General features: G+C 45.3%; 19 protein-coding genes and 1 other RNA gene. 10 read left to right on the top strand and 10 right to left on the bottom strand.

Annotated features, from left to right (window positions below; genetic code table 11):
* Window positions 1-75: 75 nt before the first annotated feature.
* The gene (gene ribA, locus BMX05_RS02655; protein ID WP_093308418.1) at window positions 76-726 is read right to left on the bottom strand and encodes a GTP cyclohydrolase II; all 651 of its coding nucleotides are present in this window, start codon (window positions 724-726) and stop codon (window positions 76-78) included.
* A gap of 237 nt (window positions 727-963) precedes the next feature.
* Between ribA and hemE the strand changes: the two genes are divergently transcribed.
* Together hemE and BMX05_RS02645 are read left to right on the top strand one after the other, a co-directional pair.
* Window positions 964-2,046, top strand: a complete 1,083-nt coding sequence (hemE, locus tag BMX05_RS02650; RefSeq protein ID WP_093308417.1) for a uroporphyrinogen decarboxylase — start codon at window positions 964-966, stop codon at window positions 2,044-2,046.
* A gap of 26 nt (window positions 2,047-2,072) precedes the next feature.
* The gene (locus BMX05_RS02645) at window positions 2,073-2,687 is read left to right on the top strand and encodes a class II aldolase/adducin family protein (RefSeq protein WP_093308416.1); all 615 of its coding nucleotides are present in this window, start codon (window positions 2,073-2,075) and stop codon (window positions 2,685-2,687) included.
* Between the two features lie 4 nt (window positions 2,688-2,691).
* Here BMX05_RS02645 and BMX05_RS02640 read toward each other — a convergent pair whose 3' ends face one another.
* The 7 genes from BMX05_RS02640 to BMX05_RS02610 form a co-directional block, all read right to left on the bottom strand.
* Entirely contained in the window at window positions 2,692-3,267 is a 576-nt protein-coding gene (locus BMX05_RS02640; protein ID WP_093308415.1) for a 1,2-dihydroxy-3-keto-5-methylthiopentene dioxygenase, read from the bottom strand.
* Window positions 3,264-3,887 (bottom strand): methylthioribulose 1-phosphate dehydratase, encoded by a 624-nt coding sequence (locus tag BMX05_RS02635; RefSeq protein ID WP_093308414.1) that lies wholly within the window; start codon window positions 3,885-3,887, stop codon window positions 3,264-3,266. The genes BMX05_RS02640 and BMX05_RS02635 overlap by 4 nt, the downstream gene beginning before the upstream one ends.
* A gap of 99 nt (window positions 3,888-3,986) precedes the next feature.
* Window positions 3,987-5,012, bottom strand: coding sequence for a 2,3,4,5-tetrahydropyridine-2,6-dicarboxylate N-succinyltransferase (dapD, locus tag BMX05_RS02630; protein WP_093308652.1), 1,026 nt, complete (start codon window positions 5,010-5,012; stop codon window positions 3,987-3,989).
* 94 nt (window positions 5,013-5,106) lie between these two features.
* Window positions 5,107-6,381, bottom strand: coding sequence for a UbiH/UbiF/VisC/COQ6 family ubiquinone biosynthesis hydroxylase (locus tag BMX05_RS02625; protein WP_177166755.1), 1,275 nt, complete (start codon window positions 6,379-6,381; stop codon window positions 5,107-5,109).
* A 37-nt stretch (window positions 6,382-6,418) separates the two neighbouring features.
* Entirely contained in the window at window positions 6,419-7,666 is a 1,248-nt protein-coding gene (gene ubiH / locus BMX05_RS02620; protein WP_093308412.1) for a 2-octaprenyl-6-methoxyphenyl hydroxylase, read from the bottom strand.
* 15 nt (window positions 7,667-7,681) lie between these two features.
* Entirely contained in the window at window positions 7,682-9,025 is a 1,344-nt protein-coding gene (gene pepP / locus BMX05_RS02615) for a Xaa-Pro aminopeptidase (RefSeq protein ID WP_093308411.1), read from the bottom strand.
* 194 nt (window positions 9,026-9,219) lie between these two features.
* Complete coding sequence (locus BMX05_RS02610) at window positions 9,220-9,849, bottom strand: UPF0149 family protein (protein ID WP_177166754.1); 630 nt, start codon at window positions 9,847-9,849, stop codon at window positions 9,220-9,222.
* A gap of 177 nt (window positions 9,850-10,026) precedes the next feature.
* Between BMX05_RS02610 and BMX05_RS02605 the strand changes: the two genes are divergently transcribed.
* The 4 genes from BMX05_RS02605 to BMX05_RS02590 all read left to right on the top strand — a co-directional run bounded on the left by BMX05_RS02605 (window position 10,027) and on the right by BMX05_RS02590 (window position 11,525).
* Window positions 10,027-10,245 carry a TIGR02449 family protein gene (locus tag BMX05_RS02605; RefSeq protein WP_093308409.1) on the top strand — a complete coding sequence of 73 codons (219 nt, stop codon included), beginning with the start codon at window positions 10,027-10,029 and terminating at the stop codon, window positions 10,243-10,245.
* Window positions 10,232-10,600 carry a cell division protein ZapA gene (locus BMX05_RS02600; RefSeq protein WP_093308408.1) on the top strand — a complete coding sequence of 123 codons (369 nt, stop codon included), beginning with the start codon at window positions 10,232-10,234 and terminating at the stop codon, window positions 10,598-10,600. The genes BMX05_RS02605 and BMX05_RS02600 overlap by 14 nt, the downstream gene beginning before the upstream one ends.
* Window positions 10,601-10,679: 79 nt before the next feature.
* A non-coding RNA gene (gene ssrS / locus BMX05_RS02595) (6S RNA) lies at window positions 10,680-10,860 on the top strand.
* 50 nt (window positions 10,861-10,910) lie between these two features.
* Window positions 10,911-11,525, top strand: a complete 615-nt coding sequence (locus BMX05_RS02590; protein ID WP_093308407.1) for a 5-formyltetrahydrofolate cyclo-ligase — start codon at window positions 10,911-10,913, stop codon at window positions 11,523-11,525.
* A 380-nt stretch (window positions 11,526-11,905) separates the two neighbouring features.
* Here the strand turns inward: BMX05_RS02590 and ilvA are convergent, their stop codons facing one another.
* Entirely contained in the window at window positions 11,906-13,444 is a 1,539-nt protein-coding gene (gene ilvA / locus BMX05_RS02585; RefSeq protein WP_093308406.1) for a threonine ammonia-lyase, biosynthetic, read from the bottom strand.
* Window positions 13,445-13,636: 192 nt separating this feature from the next.
* On the opposite strand from ilvA, the gene BMX05_RS02580 reads away from it, so the two are divergent.
* From BMX05_RS02580 to BMX05_RS02565, 4 genes are read left to right on the top strand one after another with little or no spacing between them, the layout of a single operon-like run.
* Window positions 13,637-15,658, top strand: a complete 2,022-nt coding sequence (locus BMX05_RS02580) for a SpoIIE family protein phosphatase (RefSeq protein ID WP_093308405.1) — start codon at window positions 13,637-13,639, stop codon at window positions 15,656-15,658.
* A gap of 31 nt (window positions 15,659-15,689) precedes the next feature.
* The gene (locus BMX05_RS02575; protein WP_093308404.1) at window positions 15,690-16,259 is read left to right on the top strand and encodes a SiaB family protein kinase; all 570 of its coding nucleotides are present in this window, start codon (window positions 15,690-15,692) and stop codon (window positions 16,257-16,259) included.
* A 19-nt stretch (window positions 16,260-16,278) separates the two neighbouring features.
* Window positions 16,279-16,659, top strand: coding sequence for a DUF1987 domain-containing protein (locus tag BMX05_RS02570; protein WP_093308403.1), 381 nt, complete (start codon window positions 16,279-16,281; stop codon window positions 16,657-16,659).
* Window positions 16,660-16,678: 19 nt separating this feature from the next.
* Window positions 16,679-17,455 (top strand): diguanylate cyclase domain-containing protein, encoded by a 777-nt coding sequence (locus tag BMX05_RS02565; protein WP_143051931.1) that lies wholly within the window; start codon window positions 16,679-16,681, stop codon window positions 17,453-17,455.
* Window positions 17,456-17,458: 3 nt separating this feature from the next.
* Here the strand turns inward: BMX05_RS02565 and BMX05_RS02560 are convergent, their stop codons facing one another.
* A complete protein-coding gene (locus BMX05_RS02560) occupies window positions 17,459-17,866 on the bottom strand; it encodes an acyl-CoA thioesterase (protein WP_093308401.1) in 408 nt (135 codons plus the stop codon).
* Window positions 17,867-17,888 lie beyond the last annotated feature (22 nt).

Here is a 17,888-nt window from a genome sequence, read left to right as displayed (position 1 = left end):
AAAAGCGGCCTCAGCGCCGCTTTTTTCTTGGTGTTTTCAATGTACAACCCCAAGGATCCAATAAACACCCCAGTATTAATCCGCTGTTTTAGGTGCTGGTGTTGCCAAAGAGAAACCCTGCACTGGCGTAAAATCTGCAGTGGACATCATATGCCCGAGTTTACTTGCTTTGGTACTTAAATAGTTGTGATTATGTGGATTCAGACCTGTAGTTAAAGGTAAACGCTCCACTACTTGTACCCCATAACGGCTTAAGGCATCCAGTTTACGAGGGTTATTGGTTAACAAGCGCACTTCCTTCACACCTAAATGTGCCAGCATAGGTTGCAACATACTGTATTCACGCATGTCCGCACCAAAACCTAAATGCTCATTCGCTTCAACTGTATCTGCACCTGCATCTTGCAAATGATAAGCACGGATTTTATTTAATAACCCTATCCCGCGGCCTTCTTGGCGTAAGTACAACAGCACCCCGCGTCCAGCTTGCGCGATTTGACGTAAGGCTTCTTGCAGTTGATAACCGCAATCACAGCGCATAGAAAATAAAGCGTCTCCTGTAAGACACTCAGAATGCACACGCATCAATACAGGTTCTGCTTGCTGAAGATCACCCAGTGTTAAGGCAAGGTGTTCTTTGCCCGTTGCCGGATCTTCAAAACCGTGCATTTGAAAAGTGGCCCAAGGGGTCGGTAATTGAGCAGAAGCAACAAAGTGTACAGTCACGAATTTCGAGCCTCGTTGCGGCAAAAGGTAAAATGAAAATCAGTCATCCAAAGACTGTGGGCGCTTACTCTAATGTAAATGTTATAATATAACAAATATGGTAAAATATATATTTGCCCATCACTAGAAGCAAATTGTACCTGAATTATCTCATCGAGCCTGCCCCAAATTAAGAATTTCCATGCAAACTAGGGTACACTAGATGCTAGTTTATTTGCCTGAATTGAGTACTTATTTATGTCTGAGACGCCTGTTTTTCCTGAGTTGCGCAATGATCGTTTCTTACGTGCACTGCAGCGCCAACCTGTCGATATCACCCCTGTATGGATGATGCGCCAAGCAGGGCGCTACTTACCAGAATATCGAGCCACCCGTGCAGATGCGGGTTCTTTTATGGATTTATGCCGTAACCAAGATTTTGCTTGTGAGGTTACTTTACAACCTTTAGAGCGCTTTCCTTTAGACGCTGCCATCTTATTTTCAGATATTCTGACCGTACCCGATGCCATGGATTTGGGCCTCTACTTTGAAACCGGCGAAGGGCCTAAATTTCGTAAAGTGGTACGCACCTTAGCAGATGTAGAAGCCTTGCCGGTGCCGGATGTCGAACGTGATCTAGATTATGTGATGCGTGCGGTCACACGGATTCGTCATGCGCTGAATGGGCGTGTGCCCTTGATTGGTTTTTCCGGTAGTCCTTGGACTTTAGCGACTTATATGGTCGAGGGGGGTTCTAGCAAGGATTTTCGGCATATTAAATCTATGCTGTACGCTAATGCAGAAGCCTTGCACCTCTTGTTAGATAAGTTAGCACACACAGTCACTGAGTATTTAAACGCACAAATCCGCGCTGGTGCGCAAGCGGTGCAAATCTTTGATACTTGGGGTGGCGTCTTATCCACACCGGCTTATTTAGAGTTTTCCCTGCGCTATATGGAACAAATTGTCCACGGTCTTATTCGTGAGCATCAAGGACGTAAAATTCCTGTCATCCTCTTTACGAAAAATGGTGCCCAGTGGCTCGAGTCTATGGCAGCAACGGGTGCCGATGCGCTCGGTCTTGATTGGACCTATGAAATCGGTGCCGCACGCCAGCGCGTTGGTCACAGAGTCGCTTTGCAAGGGAATATGGATCCTTCTGCCTTGTTTGGCTCACCAGCAAGCATACGTGCAGAAGTGGCACGAATTCTCGATTCTTTCGGTACAGGCGATGGCCATATCTTCAATTTAGGGCATGGAATCTCTCAATATGCCGATCCAGAACATGCCAAAGCCTTTGTCCAAGCGGTGCATGAGCTTAGCCCTGCTTACCATAAATAACGCTTGATTGATGTGAGGGATGGAAGATGCACGAACGTGAAGGCGTGATTCAGTATCAAATTCAGCTAGAAACACGAAAACTTCAGCTAGATGCTAGTGTTCTAAAATCCCTCAATCAATGGCGCGCTTGGTTAAAAATGCGTGCTTGGCTTGGGCAAGATGCGCAACGCTATCAAGGTCTAGGTTTTGGCAATTTAAGTGTACGTACCCCAGAGGGTTTTTTAATTAGTGCCAGCCAAACAGGTGCTTTGGCCTACCTAAGTGCTGCAGAAGTGAGTGAGGTCGTGGAAGCCGATCCAGCACATAATTTTGTGCGCGCACGGGGTCAATTAGCCCCTTCTTCCGAAGCCTTAACCCATGCTGCCGTGTACCAAGCGCAACCCTTGGCACAAGCTGTGATCCATGTCCATGCTCCGCAACTTTGGCAAGCACGCCATCAGCTTTTATATCCACAAACCTGCGCCAGTATTGGTTATGGTACACCTGCTATGGCACAAGCCATTGGTGCCTATGTAACCCAAGGGGAACGCCTCATTATAATGAATGGCCATACAGATGGCATCCTGACTTGGGGAGCGGATTTAATCGAAGCTAGTCTAGAACTCCAATGGGCGCAGCAGCGACTAGCTTCTTTAACTTAATCAATCAACTGGCAAATTTAGCGGCAACTTGCTCAAAGCGTGGGAATTTTTCCGCGATCTTATCGCCAGTAAATTGTGCAACCCAGCCTTCTGGATTGGTAAATAAACGCACACAGGTAAATTCCGGCTCGGCACCCATATCAAACCAGTGTTTGGCGCTTGCAGGGACTGAGATAAGGTCATGGCGTTCACAACCGACCAAAGCTACCTTGCCTTCCAAATGCAAACAAAAAAGACCACGCCCGCTTACAAAAAAGCGGACTTCATCTTCACTATGGATATGCTCTGCCAAAAATTTCTGCCGTAAGGCCTGTTTTTCTGGGTGCGCCGAGGTAAGGTGAATAACATCCGCCGTAGTAAACCCCTGAGCTTGCTTGAGCGCTTGCACTTCTTGATCATAGGCGGCCAAAATCTCAGCTTGTGTCGCATCGGCATGTACCGGCTGACTGGCTTGCCAACGGGTAAAATCAATGCCGTGTTCTGCAAGATAAGCTTGAATGGCGCTTGCATCCTGAGTATCCACTAAGGGAGCCTCTTGTTGATAATCGGCGTGATCTGCATACACAGTTAAAAAACTCATGACATAGCCCTCAAGGTTGCTAATTCACAGGCAAGTAAAAATTCTAATGCTTCAATATGACGCAAGGTTTCTGCCATATCGCGCCCCCAAGTATAAATACCATGCCCACGAATTAAATAGGCTGGGGTCTCTGGATGCGCCATGAGGTAGTTTAGAGTTTCTTTAGCCAGTTGCTCAATATCTTGCGTATTATCAAAGATCGGTAGGCAGAGTTGACCTTCGTGGGTGGCAACGCCTGCAAAGGCTTTTTGCAGCTCATAATCCTCAAGAATCAGTGCATCACCCGCTTGCAAACGGCTTACGACCGTTCCGGCAATGGAGTGCGTATGCAAAACCGCACCAATATCATCACGCCATTCATAAAGTACCGCATGCAAACGTGTTTCTGCAGAAGGGCGTGCTTCAGATTGCACCGGCTGGCCTTGCAAATCCACCGCCATGACATCCGCCGGTGTGAGTTGGCCTTTATGACGTCCAGAGACAGTCACCGCAAAATGCTCGCTATCTAAACGTGCAGAATAATTACTGCTCGTGGCAGGAGACCAACCTTGTTGATATAAAAAGCGACCTGCGTCACAAATCGCCTGCGCTTGACGACTAAAGAAGGGAAGATCAATCACAATTTCTGACCTCACAAGCACGGAAAAGAAAAAACAAAAAAAGCTACAAAGCCTCGATGGACTCTGTAGCTTATTGAGCCTGAGGTTAATGACAAAAGGCTAGTTATTTGCGTGTAATGCCGTATTTAATTCCACTGCACTGCGGTTGGTTAAACACTCTAAACGCCCATTAGTGGAATTTCGGCGGAAGAGTAAATCACTTTGGCCGGCAAGCTCGCGTGCGCGTACCACTTGTACTTCTTGGCCTTGATCATCTAATACAGTGACTTTCGAACCTGAAGTAATATATAAACCCGCTTCCACGGTACAGCGATCCCCAAGAGGAATACCAATCCCTGCATTGGCACCCAACAAGCACTCTTTACCGACGCTAATGACGATATTGCCACCGCCGGACAAGGTACCCATAGTGGAGCAGCCACCACCTAAGTCAGAGCCTGCACCCACAGTCACACCTGCAGAGATACGGCCTTCAATCATATTCGGGCCTTCCGTACCTGCATTAAAGTTGACAAAACCTTCATGCATAATCGTGGTGCCTTCGCCTAAATAAGCACCTAAACGCACACGCGCAGTATCTGCAATACGTACCCCCATAGGGACCACGTAATCTGTCATTTTGGGGAATTTGTCCACACAATCGACCGATAAAGTGCGGCCTTGCAAACGTGCAGCTAGCTGACGTGCGCCAAGCTCATTAATATCAATGGCGCCTTCACTAGTCCAAGCTACATTGGGCAGGACACCAAACATGCCGCTTAAGTCCAGCGTATGGGGTTTTACCATACGATGTGAGATTAAGTGCAACTTCAGATAGACTTCTGGCACATTCGCAGGGGCTTGATCGCTTTCAATAAAAGTCGCGACTAAGGGGCGTTGGCTTTGGCTGAGTGTTTCTACTAAGGTAGCATCTGTCGTTAAACCCGCCGCATGCAGTGCTTGTGCCAATGCTTGCGCTTGCGCAGGGGTAAAGCTAATCGCTTGATTACCACCCTGATAGCCTAAATGCTCGCTAAGCACCTTCACAAGCTCAGGACTTGGTTGTAACAAAGGTTGTGGATAAAAAACTTCAAGCCATTGCGGTTGTGCATTTTGGGTACCCACACCCAAGCCACAGGCAAACAGACGTTCACTCATAACGCGATTATCCTATTCGATTCATTAATTAAGAAAGTGGCTATGATAAGCAATCTTACCCCAGTTTGCATGGTTTACCGGTTTAAGCCCGCCAAGGATGCTCCAAAGGTAAACTTTCTCCAAGCGCATGTGTGATCAAGGCATTTTTAATCCAGGCTTGCTGATTCAAACGCCGCATCCCCCAATTACGTAGCCAACAAATAGGTAAAGGACGCGCGCTAAACAAGCGTTTTAAGGCTTCCATAGAAGCCATCATGCTCAGATTATCTGGCTGACGGGTGCGTGAGTATTTTCGCAAAATGCGTATATCGCCCAAGGGTATTTCCTGCTCATAAGCCTCTATCAAAATTTTTGCTAGTGCGTGTACATCTTTAAAACCTAAGTTCACACCTTGCCCCGCCAGCGGATGAATCGTATGAGCAGCATCTCCCACTAATGCAAATCCTGGCTTGACATACGTGGTTGCATGACGTTGGCGCAGCGGGAAGCTCTGCACAGGTTCCAAGACTTGAATTTGCCCTAAATGATTGCCAAATGCTTTTTGTAGCTCGCCGGCAAAATCTTGTGGCGGCAAAGCTAGCAAAGTCTGTGCGTGCTGGCTTTGCGTGGACCACACGATAGATGCTTGCTGTTGATGACCGTCAAGATCTGTCAACGGCAAAAATGCCAAAGGACCTTGTGCTAAAAAAGCTTGCCATGCGGTCTTTTGATGCGGATATTGCAAACCAACCCGAGTCACCAGTGCCGTATGCCCGTAATCCCATTCGCGGGTCGTCATGCCTGCCCATTGACGCAAGGGCGAATGCGCACCATCTGCTGCCACAATTAAAGGGACACTGAGTGTTTGCTTGCCTGAGGGGGTTTGTAACTCTAACGTACGCAGCCCTTGGGTATCCGGTTCTGTCATAGCGACAGGCTCACATCCATATTGGAGTTCTACATTAGAGTAGTTTTGCAACTGAGCGTGCAAGGCTGCCACAACCAAGTGATTTTCGACAATATAGCCGAGCGATTTCAGCTGCAAATCCGCCGCATTAAATTCTAGTTCACCTGTGCCCTCAGCGTCCCAAACATGCATTTTTTGATAAGGCGTTACCCGCGGCAAAGCGTCCCAAATACCCAACTGGGCAAGCACATCATAGGCATGTGCATTCAAAGCACTCACACGCGAACCCCAAAGCGTTAAATCCACTTCAGGCGCTTGCGGCGCACGTTCAAGCACTTTAATGCGCATCCCTGTTGGTGCTAAAGCCAAGGCGAGACTCGCCCCTACCATGCCAGCCCCGACAAGGATCAAGTGTGCATCTGCACCCATGGGTAAAGGCGTTGATTTTGGCAATTTTGTCGTCCAAACCATGGATTTATCCTCAATCATGGAGAAAAAAGCGGTCGATTTATAGGCCCATGGCTTTGCGGGTAAACCAAGCTTTTGCGAGAGAATGCAAACCCAACTGGGTTAACCCTTGGCTACGTATTTGTGCCAATCCCGGTGTTTGGTTGGTGAAGATCTCAATTAAGGCATGACTAAAACCTATCACACGTGCTTGATCTGCTTGCCTTTTTTGTGCATAGGCTAACAAAGGATCTAGTTTTCCTGGATCTGCACCTTGTGCGGCAACCTTAGCAAGCTGCGCACTTAGGTCCGCTACACCGCGCACCCCTAAGTTATACCCTTGACCGGCCACTGGATGTAAATAGTGTGCCGCATTACCCACTAAGACCAAACGTGAACGCACTTGCTCTTGCGCACGTACCAAACGTAAAGGATAACAGGCGCGTGGGCCAAGGCCTTGAAAGCGCCCGATACGGTTACCAAACAAGCCTTGTAACTGTTGGCAAAAGGTGTATTCATCAAGTTGCATTAAATCTGCAATCACCTCAGGTGGGCGCGTCCATACTAAGGCCATCTGTTGTTGACGCGGGCTGGCTAAAGGTAACAATGCCAAAGGGCCAGCTGGGGTAAAACGTTCATAAGCCCAGCCTTGATGGGGACGCGAGATTTGTACACAGGTGATAAGCGCATCTTGTTGATAATCATGGATATAATCATCAATTCCTAGCTGTTGCTTTAATGAAGAACGACCACCATCTGCCAACACCACAAGTTTTGCTTGTAAGGTTTGTGTTTGAGCCTGCTGATGATGTAATTGTAAAACTCCAGCTTGCGCCTGCATCTTGATGTTATGCACCTGCCAACCCGTATGTAAGTGCACTTGCGTTTGCTGGTTGAGTTTTTCCATCAAAAGGCCACCAAGACGGTGATTTTCAATGACATAACCTAAGGCTTGAATCCCTTGTTCTTGCGCACTGAGGTGAGTATGCCCCCAACGCCCTCGTTCACTGATATGAATATTTTCAATAGGTGCCCCCTGACGTTCTAAAGCCTGTGCTAATCCCCAGCGGCGGTAATGCTGATAGCTAGCATAACTTAAAGCGGAAGCACGTCCATCAAAGCTGGGCTGTTCTTGCGGGTTCTCTGAATAGGCTTGTGGTTCGAGAACACGAATATCCCAGCCACAGGCTTGTATCTCAGGAGAAGCGGCCAAAGCAATCGCTAAACTAGTGCCGATTAAACCGCCACCAATAATGGCAATATCACAGTGTGCCGGCGGTGGCAAATGAGTGGTTTGGCTGCGAAACATACACACCTATCCTTATCAAAATGAATCCGTGAAGGCACTACCTACTAGTGCTTGGATCTCTTCTCTATGTTTAGGTACGCCTTGAGTCAGCACTTGGGCACCTTTTTCAGTGACTAGCACATCATCCTCAATGCGTATCCCAATACCACGCCATTGCGCGTCCACTTCATAATTATCCGCAGCTACATATAAGCCAGGCTCTATGGTAATCACCATCCCAGCCTCTAAAGGCCGTGCAACGCCAGAGATTTTGTATAAACCAACATCATGCACATCACGCCCCAACCAGTGGCTTGTTGAGTGCATATAAAAATCTTTGTAGGCCTCATCCGCTATCAGGGTATCGACATCACCCGTTAATAAACCTAATTGTACTAGGCCCCACGTAAGATGACGGATCACCTGTTCATGAATGGTATCTAGGCTAACACCAGGGCGAACCATACTGATCGCCAGTTCATTGGCTTTTAATACCAAATCATATAAAGCCGCTTGCGGTGCAGAAAAATGTCCATTCACCGGAAAGGTGCGGGTAATATCTGCGGCATAGCCTTCTAGCTCACAACCAGCATCAATCAGCACCAAATCACCGGCATTTAGACTTTGATTATTTTGTACATAATGCAAAATGCAGGCATTGGCACCACCACCTACAATGGTGTTGTAAGCAAGGGCTTCTGCGCCTGCTTGTTTACACACAAACTCAAAACGGCTTGCCAATTGATATTCGTAGACATGAGGCTGGCAGTGGCGCATTAATTCCACATGAGCTTGTGCACTAATATCCGCCGCAGCTTGCATTAAATTGATTTCCGCACTGGTTTTATGCAAACGCATTTCATGCAAGGGGGTGCTGAGATTAGCCAAGCGATCTGGTACTTGGGCACCTCGACGTAAGCGGCGAGCTAATAGCTGACGCCAAATACGGACTTTTTCATGGCAGTGTTCATCATCCAGTGGATACCAGATCACAGAGCGTCCATCCATCAGCGTGGGCAAACGTTGATCCATTTCATCTAAAGGAAAGCTTTGATCAAAACCATAATTTTGTACGGCGCCTTCTTGCCCTGCACGGGAGCCCGTCCAAATTTCTTGCTGAGGATCTTTCGGTAAACAAAAAAGTAAATGCTCACCTTCTGGACGCCCTGGCGCAAGCACTAAAAGCGCGTCTGGCTCTGGAAAACCTGTTAGATAAGCAAAATCACTGTTCTGACGGAAAGGATAATCTGCATCACGGTTTCTGTATTGGGTCGTGGCCGAAGGTAAGATGACTAAGGCATCAGGCGCCAATTGTTGCAATAGCGTGTGCCTGCGTTCACGGTGAAAATCACTTGAAAGTGACGGATACGAGCTAGCCATACGCCTCCTTTAATACCTATCGACAGGCAAAATAATCTCCAGCAGCTGTCATCTTTATCAAGATAGATGGCTTAAAATAGGTGCTGGTGAGCCTTTTTGATAATATGCATCAATAAAATTTAGGATGCCAAGCTTGAATTATCAGCTCATTAGCATCCTAGATTGTGGATAAAAATGCTTTGATCTTCACCAATTCAATGCAAACTAGTAGACCCTGGTACATAGTTACTTGGTGGTGTGGAGGCGGTCTCCTCATCCATCACTAAATGTGGACGCTGTGGATGCAGCTCTGTATATAACATCATCACCACCATGCGCGCATAATCACTGAGTGCGAAATAATCTTTCTCGTTATCTTCATCCTCAGGATCCATAGCATCGATTTCTTTCATATCTGCATGCGCAAGTACCATACGCAAAGTATCAAGGCCTTCACTGAGTTCAGCGGATAGCTTTTTATTCGCTAAGTCACAGGTTTTTAAGGTACGCTCGAACACCTGTAACCAAACTACCAAGGCTTTGACCCGCTCAGGTAGCGAGTAGGTCACCTCATCAGGTAACAAAAGTTCAAAGTTGAGCTCGTTGCCCGTCAAGGTTTCATCTATCTGCTGATGCAAAGATTCTAAAGTTTGTACATCTACAGGCGCTAACTGGGCTGGATTTTCATCTTCAGATAGGAAATGCGCGCCCATACGTACACTCTGTGCAGGCGTCAACTGAGGTAAGCAGGCGATGTAGGTGGTCAACATAGCATGTAGGGCACTAGGTGACTGGAAACAACGATGACGCAACAACAAATCAGCAAAATTATCAAAGGTTAACATAGAATCATTCATTAACTTTACATTTTTAACTGGTGAAAAGATATGTACCTGGTGTATAAATATGGTTACAGGGAACAACTTAAGGCATAATTATACTTGTATTCTTGCCCGTAACGATTGACCATATCTGAACCTGAACCTATATTAGGCAGAGGCTACCCAAAGACGCTAACTTATATGGATACTCTTGATATCACCGCATTAGAGCATAAAATAGACCGCCTTCTCCTGTTTTGTGGCCAACTTCAAGCGGAGAATCAAACACTCAAGGATAAGTGTGCGCGACTGGCGTCAGAGCGGGACATGCTACTTGATAAAAATGAACACGCCTTGCACCGCATAGAACATATGATTGCCCGGTTAAAAGCTCTGGAGCCTCAAAATGAGCAACAGTAAGCACACTACTGAGATTACCCTGATGGATCGCAAGTTCATGATTAGCTGTCCTCCTGAAGAGAAGGAAGCGTTAATGAAAGCTGCGAACTATCTGAACAAGAAAATGCACGAGATTCGCTCTTCTGGCAAGCTCTTAAGTATGGAGCGTATCGCTGTAATGGCAGCCTTGAATATCTCGCATGAGTTACTGCAGAAAGATGAGTTCAACCATAACACTCACAGCAAAATCTCACAAATGCGTGATAAGCTGGATGAGGCCTTAGGCGCAGGTAGTACTCATGCTGCCTATGAAACCCAAGAGACCCCTGAGGTTTCTTTGTTAGCAAATGCCCGTGATCGCCAGCGCCGTGCTTAAAAAACCTTTTTATATCTTATAGATAAAGGTTTTTCTCTCTAAAGATTGTCTCACCCGTAAGGATTTGCTACTATCAATTGAGTCCCTGGAGTGTTGGCTAGTGGTCTATGTCCTCGAGCCTAATATTTAGATTCAGGATATTCGTTGCACAGCTTCCGTGAGCACACTAGGTTTCCTAGGAGCCTTAGAAGTTGGCATGGGTATCCGCCTTGGACCTTTTGGTTCAGGGCTAACATCACGGCGGCACATTCGGGGATCTTCACTTCTTCTAGTCTTACTGATTTTTACTATCTTATTTCCTCTTAAGCTTATGCCTGCCAACAAGCGTGAACTGCGTGCCTATCTGAGAGCTCAGCGTACCGCCTTAAGTGCACAACAGCAACGCCAACATGCACAGGCTTTAGCACAAGGCTTTTTGCAAGCGCCAAGTCTATTAAAGCACCGACATATTGCATTTTATTTACCCCAAGACGGGGAAATAGATCCTAGACCCTTGATGCAAGTACTCCTGAAACGCCGCCATTGCGTCTATCTTCCTGTATTGCACCCTGTCTCTCACCATCAACTTTGGTTTGTGCGCTACCATACCAAAATGCCCTTGATTGCGAACCGTTTTGGTATTTTAGAGCCTCAATTAACTGCTTACGGACATCGCGCATCAAATCGCCTTCCTGCGTGGGCTTTAGGAATCATTGCCTTGCCGTTAGTTGGTTTTGATTCTCAAGGTGGCCGTTTAGGTATGGGCGGGGGGTTTTATGATCGCAGCCTTGCCTTTACTCGACGTGCCCAAGGCAACAAGCCATTATTGCTGGGCCTGGCACATGAGTGTCAAAAACTAGATGATCTGCCAGTAGAGCCTTGGGACATCCCTTTACAGGGTGTATTGACAGAAGCACATCTATATTGGCATAACGGAAAAGGCTAGCTGAAATCGCTAGCCTTAAAAATATAGCGGTACTTGTAAAACTCCGCTGCGCCTTTGCATCTTCAAGGCGTGATGACACTTTGTGCATAGCTTGTCACTACAACACCAACACTAAAAATCACGACTAGTGCAACGACTAAGTCCGGTTTACGTCGTCTCATTTTAGTTTCTCCAAGTCCCCTAAAGATTGCAGGCATGTCTGTTTGATTTCATCATCAGGTTCAGCCAGAACGGCTTCCTAATGTAGGCTGTTACTTTATGTAATGCAAGGTTAACATTTAGCTTGTAGGCTTACGTATGCCGTAATTTTGCTGAAGATCAAAAAACTTCAGTCACCCACAAGCCTTATCTTAATTGTATCGGCACGTATCACACAAGCCTTAGGCAAGATCTAACTTAGGTTCGCATAAAAACAGCTGATAGGCTGGGTTTTTCGTTTCACGCCAATAGCGGTAACTAATTTTATCAAGATAAACTTCTACATCTTTTTTATCTTTTGCAGGTACCTGTAAGCCAACCAGCACACGTCCATAAGCAGCGCCGTGATTACGATAGTGGAAAAGAGAAATATTCCAGTTATGACCCAAGTGGTTCAGAAAGTTTAACAAAGCCCCAGGACGTTCTGGAAACTCAAAGCGATACACTTCTTCATGATACGCACCCTGAGTACGCCCGCCACCTAAATGCCGAATATGCAGCTTGGCTAACTCATTATCTGTCAGGTCCATTACTGGATATCCTGCTTCTTGCAGGGCATGTATCAATTCGTTTCTATCATCACCATCTGGTTTAACCGAAACTCCCACATAAATATGTGCTTCTTCTGGATGAGCGTAACGATAGTTAAACTCAGTTACCATACGCTTACCGATCACTTTGCAGAAATTTTTAAAGCTACCAGGACGCTCAGGAATGGTCACAGCTAAAATCGCCTCACGCTTTTCACCAAGCTCAGTACGCTCAGCGATATGCTGTAAGCGATCAAAATTCGTGTTAGCACCTGAGTTAATACACACTAGGTTTTGCCCTTGAATTTGCTCACGCTCAATATATTTTTTAAGACCAGCCAAAGAAAGGGCACCTGAAGGCTCAGAAACCGCGCGCGTATCCTCAAAAATATCTTTGACCGCAGCACAAATTTCATCCGTATTCACCGTGATTACTTCATCAACATAGTGACGACAGACTTTAAAAGGCTCCTCACCTATTTGTGCAACTGCAACGCCTTCCGCGAAAATACCTACTTGCTCTAAAACGACTCGCGCATCGGCAGCAAGCGCAGCTTGTAAACATGCTGAGTCTTCCGCTTCAACACCAATGATTTTAATTTCTGGACGCAAATATTTTACATAAGCTGCAATCCCAGCAATCAAACCGCCGCCACCGACGGGCACAAAAATAGCATGTAAATCCTGTGGATGCTGACGCAAAATTTCCATGCCGACAGTCCCTTGGCCAGCAATTACATCCGCATCATCATAGGGAGGGATATAAGTCATGCCTTGTTCATCCACCAATTTGAGGGCATGTTCTAAGGCCTCATTGAAAGCATCCCCTTTTAACACCACTTTAGCGCCACGTGCCCGTACTGCTTGCACCTTAATTTCTGGGGTAATCCGCGGCATAATAATGATAGCTTTGACTCCCATATGCTTGGCAGCCAAGGCCAAACCTTGCGCATGATTGCCTGCAGATGCAGTAATAACACCTTGAGCTTTTTCTTCCTCGGTGAGCTGCGCCATTTTGTTATAAGCGCCACGCAGTTTAAAGGAATACACAGGTTGAAGATCTTCGCGCTTAATCATAATCTGGTTATGGGTGCGTTTAGATAGAAACCGTGCTGCAGAAAGGGGTGTTTCTTTTGCCACCTCATAAACGCGTGCTTGTAAAATCTTCTTCACATAGTGTTCCAGTAACATACTCGCCTCAAAAAAAGGTTTCTCACTCAAACAAGATCTGGGACTCACAAATATACTGAGTTCACCAGGTTAGGACAAAAAGCTTATCATGATGCCACATTTATCTTTTAAATACAGCTTATGCCTAGACATAAGGCCACAGACAAGGGACACTAGCAGGCTCAATTCTCATTGCCTATTAAAGTATTTCCCATGAGTAGCTTAAGACGTCGCTTCTTAATATCTATTACCCTGGTCTACTGTATTACAGGCCTATTAGCCGTATTGCTCTTTAATTTACTTATGGTGGAAATTGTCGATAACTTGGGACTTAAATTTAGCGAGCGTCAAGCAAGATTTGAGCAAGAGCGCTTACATGCTTATTTACATCAAGAAATCTTATTAGCTAGACAAATGGCAAGTTCCCCTATTTTATTAGCTTGGAGTCAGGATGAAGACAATCCTGAGCTTAAGTCCCTTGCATTGGCAGACTTAGCTAGCAGACGTCCTTTTTTTCGTGATCAAAGCTATTTTTTTACTCCTGTAGCAAGCCATCACTTTTATTATCAAGATCATAGCAGTCAATTTATTCCAGGGGTGCCACTAAAAGTACTAAACCCTAAGCGACCACAAGATATTTGGTATTGGGATTTACTTAAAAAAGATGAGTACACTTACACCTTAAATATAGATCCTGATTTAGAAGTTAAAAAAACTAAAGTTTGGATTAATGTTAAAGCTTATGCTAATGAGCAAGTTGTCGCCATTTGTGGCACTGGCATTCCTTTAGATGATTTTTTAACTGAATTTAGCCGCAGCCAAGAGACAGATACCGTCAATATTATTACCAATCAACAAGGTGCGATTCAGGCACATCCTGATACTCGTTTAATTGACTACAATTCTTTACATAAACAAAGTCAACAGCAAAGCCATATTTTTCAATTAATTCAAGATCCACAAGATCAAGCCCAGCTTAAAGCAGCCATGCAAACCCTAACAGCTAACCCTCATAGGGTTTTAGCCTTGCCTTTAAATTTAGGTGATCAAGATACTTTATTGGCTGTCGCTTATACCCCAGAATTAGGCTGGTTTAACTTCACCCTGGTACAAAAATCTCAGCTCTTAACTCAGTGGCCTTTTATGCCCTTGTTGGCATTACTTGCTATCTCGTTATTAATACTAAGTGCCTGGTTTCTGGCACTTTTAAGTCGCTTAGTCCTTAAACCTTTGAACATTCTGGTTGAATCTTCAAGAAAAATTGCACAAGGTGATTATAATATTTATTTACACCCAAAAGATCATGCCAGTGATGAAATCGACTTATTAATGCACTCTTTTAATGACATGAGTGCACAAGTACGGGATTACATGAGCAATCTGGAAATTAAAGTCACAGAGCGTACTTCTGCTTTACAAGCATCTAACCGAGAACTCGCAAGAACCCATAAAAAATTAACCGATAGCTTAGATTATGCCCGTTTAATTCAAGATGCTTTGCTGCCAACACCTTCGCATTGGCAACCTTATTTCGCACAAGTTAGCCTGCTTTGGTTGCCTAAAGAGTCTGTTGGTGGTGATTTTTACTTTTGCTATCCTTGTCAACAAGGGGTGTACTTTGGTCTTGCCGATTGCACTGGACATGGGGTTCCCGGTGCGATGATGACCATGCTAGCTAGCGCAACTTTGGAAGCTTTAATTTACCAACATCCACAAGCAAAAGCTGGTGAGCTTTTACACAAATTGCATACCAGTTTGCAGCGCCAACTACAAAATCCACAAGATGTTCTGGCAGGCTTTGATAATGGTCTGGATATCGCCCTAGCTTATCGCACTTACACGGGTGATTACTTAAGCTTTGCAGGTGCTGGTTTAGATCTTTTTTATTTAGATAAAAATACACAAGTCCATACAATTAAAGGATCACGAAAAGGCATTGGTTACGCACGAACACCGAAGGACTATCATCCCCAAACGCATATTTTATCTTTACAGAAAATGACACACCTTGCTTTTTGTAGTGATGGGATTTTAGATCAAGCTGGTGGTGAAAAAGGCTTTGGTTTAGGACGCAAAGGCTGGCAAGCTTTATTAGCACGCTTGCTGAAAGAAAATCCTCAAGCACCTGAACAAGCGATTCAAGATGCTTTATTACAATGGCGCTGCAGTTCTCTCACTAAAATCCCTTATCCGCAAAGGGATGATATTAGTTGTGTGTATTTGAAACTTCATTAGTTATGATTAAATCTCGTTTGAGGATATGCTTATGCCTAGCTTAGACTTATTAGAATTAAGGCACACTTTTGAGCGTGCACGTATTTTATTAGCTTTTAATGGGCCTGTCTCTCAGGGCATTATTGAAGAAATGGGACGCGCTGTGCGCGCACATTTAGAAAATCATGCCGTTGCTAAACATGCCTTGGCAGATGTTTTTTCTGTTTATATCGAACAGACACAAAATATTCATCATTATGCTCGTCACCAAGCAGCAAGCGCTGAGGCTTTTACCCAACTGAGCCATGCCACTATTTTAATTGGTCAACAGCAAACAGAGACACCTGCCTACCAAGTCATGTCTGCAAATTTAATTGCTCAGCAAGACTTGCCTAAGCTCACCGATTGGATTGATGAAATTAATACTTTGGATGCTAAAGCATTACGTACCTTGTATAAGCAGAAGCTACGCCAACCCTTAGTACAGGGGGCTAAAGGTGCCGGTTTAGGGCTAATTGAAATGCGTCGTCGTGCTTGTCAGCCCCTAAGCTATCGTATTCAAGATACGGAAACTGCTGAATATAAGTTTTTTAGTCTGAGTGTTAGCGTCTGTGCAAGCTAAATAAATAAAGGTTTTTATTATGCAACATTTATATATTCAGGCGACAGAAGCCACGCCATTAATTGATTTAAACCCAAATACGCCTGATGCTTTGCGTATTGAGGGGGAGTCTTATCCAGAAAACACCTTTGAATTTTATCACCCTATTTTACAGTGGATCAGTGAATTAATTTATCATCGTCCTGCAAGCATCACTTTGCAACTGCGCTTATTTTATCTTAATACCGGTAGTATTAAATGTTTCATGGACATTTTAGAAATGCTGGATGAGGCACACCATCAAGGAGTACCGGTGCAGGTAGAATGGCTTTATGATGAAGATAACGAACGGGCGCTTGAACTTGGCGAAGATTTTGCTGAGGATCTAGATTTAGCATTTCATCTGGTCGCACAGGCTTAAATCAGAGGAGGTGGTAGTTTTGTCTACAAAGCTGCCAAAGGATATGAGATATACACAAGCTATCGAAGCACGTTTACAACGCTTGCTCGAACGTAGCCAACACGACGAGGAATTGCGCGAAGATCTGGACTGGTTGATTGGCAAATATGTACGCCTAGAGCGCAAACTCGATAAAATCAGCCGTATTAGTGACCGTTTACAAGGCGAAGTTTTAGAGCTAAACCGGCAATTACGTCAGGCTGTGACGACAGACCATCTCACAGGTTTATTAAATCGTCGCGGTGCAGTGGAACGTTTAGAAGCAGAAGCAAGCCGCGCAGGACGTGGTGACTTGGGTTTTTGCGTTTTATTGCTCGATTTAGACCATTTCAAACGCATTAATGATACTTACGGGCATGATGCCGGTGATTTATTTTTAGAAAAAATTGCTGAATGCCTGCGAACTTGTTTGCGCCAATATGATTCGAGTGGGCGCTGGGGCGGTGAAGAGTTTTTAGTCTTGCTACCCGGTACAAACCTACAACAAGCCCAACTCGTCGCCGATAAATTATTGCAAGCCATACGCCAATTGCGTGTTCCCCTATCGCAGCAAAAAAATGCCCCTGACTTGCACTGCACTTTAAGCATCGGGATTGCACGTTTTAATGCGGGGGATAATCTTAACCAAGTACTCGCTTGCGCTGATCAAGCCTTGTATCTTGCAAAAAACCAAGGTCGTGATCAGGCACAAACGTTTTGCCCCCAGCAAACACAGCAAGCATTAGAGGCCTTAAGGCATCATCCATGCACTTCTTAATAGTTATAACTCGGTTGGTACCGCACGGATGCGTCCATTTTTATCGATAGCTACCATCACAAATAAGGCTTCGGTCACCTTATGCACTGCCCGTGGATCACGTTCATGAGGCGGCAAAATCCATACTTCAACTTGGATCCGCATTGAGCTATGGCCTACATCTAAAACACGCGTATAAATATTGACCTGAGAACCTATCTTAACTGGACTTAAAAAATCCATTTCATGAATAGCCACTGTTGCTGTGCGTCCTTGAGCCAAGCGACCTGCTGCCATTTCTGCGGCCAAATCCATTTGCGCAACGAGCCAACCACCAGAAATATCACCATACAAGTTGGCATCCTGTTGCTGGGCGAATAAACGCAATGATAACTCGCCCTCAGGCATAGGCACATCTTCTAGCTCATCCATAGGAAGCTCACCCTTGTTTCAG

Source organism: Allopseudospirillum japonicum (assembly GCF_900108915.1).
Taxonomy (GTDB): domain Bacteria; phylum Pseudomonadota; class Gammaproteobacteria; order Pseudomonadales; family Halomonadaceae; genus Pseudospirillum; species Pseudospirillum japonicum.
The sequence above is the reverse complement of the archived record's forward strand: the minus strand, read 5'-3'. Positions and strand labels throughout refer to the sequence as shown.

Bases quoted from the DNA above. Each gene is read 5' to 3' on its own strand.
- hemE (WP_093308417.1), top strand. From the start codon at position 964: ATGTCTGAGACGCCTGTTTTTCCTGAGTTGCGCAATGATCGTTTCTTA.
- BMX05_RS02645 (WP_093308416.1), top strand. From the start codon at position 2,073: ATGCACGAACGTGAAGGCGTGATTCAGTATCAAATTCAGCTAGAAACA.
- BMX05_RS02640 (WP_093308415.1), bottom strand. From the start codon at position 3,267: ATGAGTTTTTTAACTGTGTATGCAGATCACGCCGATTATCAACAAGAG.
- BMX05_RS02625 (WP_177166755.1), bottom strand. From the start codon at position 6,381: ATGGTTTGGACGACAAAATTGCCAAAATCAACGCCTTTACCCATGGGT.
- ubiH (WP_093308412.1), bottom strand. From the start codon at position 7,666: ATGTTTCGCAGCCAAACCACTCATTTGCCACCGCCGGCACACTGTGAT.
- pepP (WP_093308411.1), bottom strand. From the start codon at position 9,025: ATGGCTAGCTCGTATCCGTCACTTTCAAGTGATTTTCACCGTGAACGC.
- BMX05_RS02610 (WP_177166754.1), bottom strand. From the start codon at position 9,849: ATGTTAACCTTTGATAATTTTGCTGATTTGTTGTTGCGTCATCGTTGT.
- BMX05_RS02605 (WP_093308409.1), top strand. From the start codon at position 10,027: ATGGATACTCTTGATATCACCGCATTAGAGCATAAAATAGACCGCCTT.
- BMX05_RS02600 (WP_093308408.1), top strand. From the start codon at position 10,232: ATGAGCAACAGTAAGCACACTACTGAGATTACCCTGATGGATCGCAAG.
- BMX05_RS02590 (WP_093308407.1), top strand. From the start codon at position 10,911: ATGCCTGCCAACAAGCGTGAACTGCGTGCCTATCTGAGAGCTCAGCGT.
- ilvA (WP_093308406.1), bottom strand. From the start codon at position 13,444: ATGTTACTGGAACACTATGTGAAGAAGATTTTACAAGCACGCGTTTAT.
- BMX05_RS02580 (WP_093308405.1), top strand. From the start codon at position 13,637: ATGAGTAGCTTAAGACGTCGCTTCTTAATATCTATTACCCTGGTCTAC.
- BMX05_RS02575 (WP_093308404.1), top strand. From the start codon at position 15,690: ATGCCTAGCTTAGACTTATTAGAATTAAGGCACACTTTTGAGCGTGCA.
- BMX05_RS02570 (WP_093308403.1), top strand. From the start codon at position 16,279: ATGCAACATTTATATATTCAGGCGACAGAAGCCACGCCATTAATTGAT.
- BMX05_RS02560 (WP_093308401.1), bottom strand. From the start codon at position 17,866: ATGGATGAGCTAGAAGATGTGCCTATGCCTGAGGGCGAGTTATCATTG.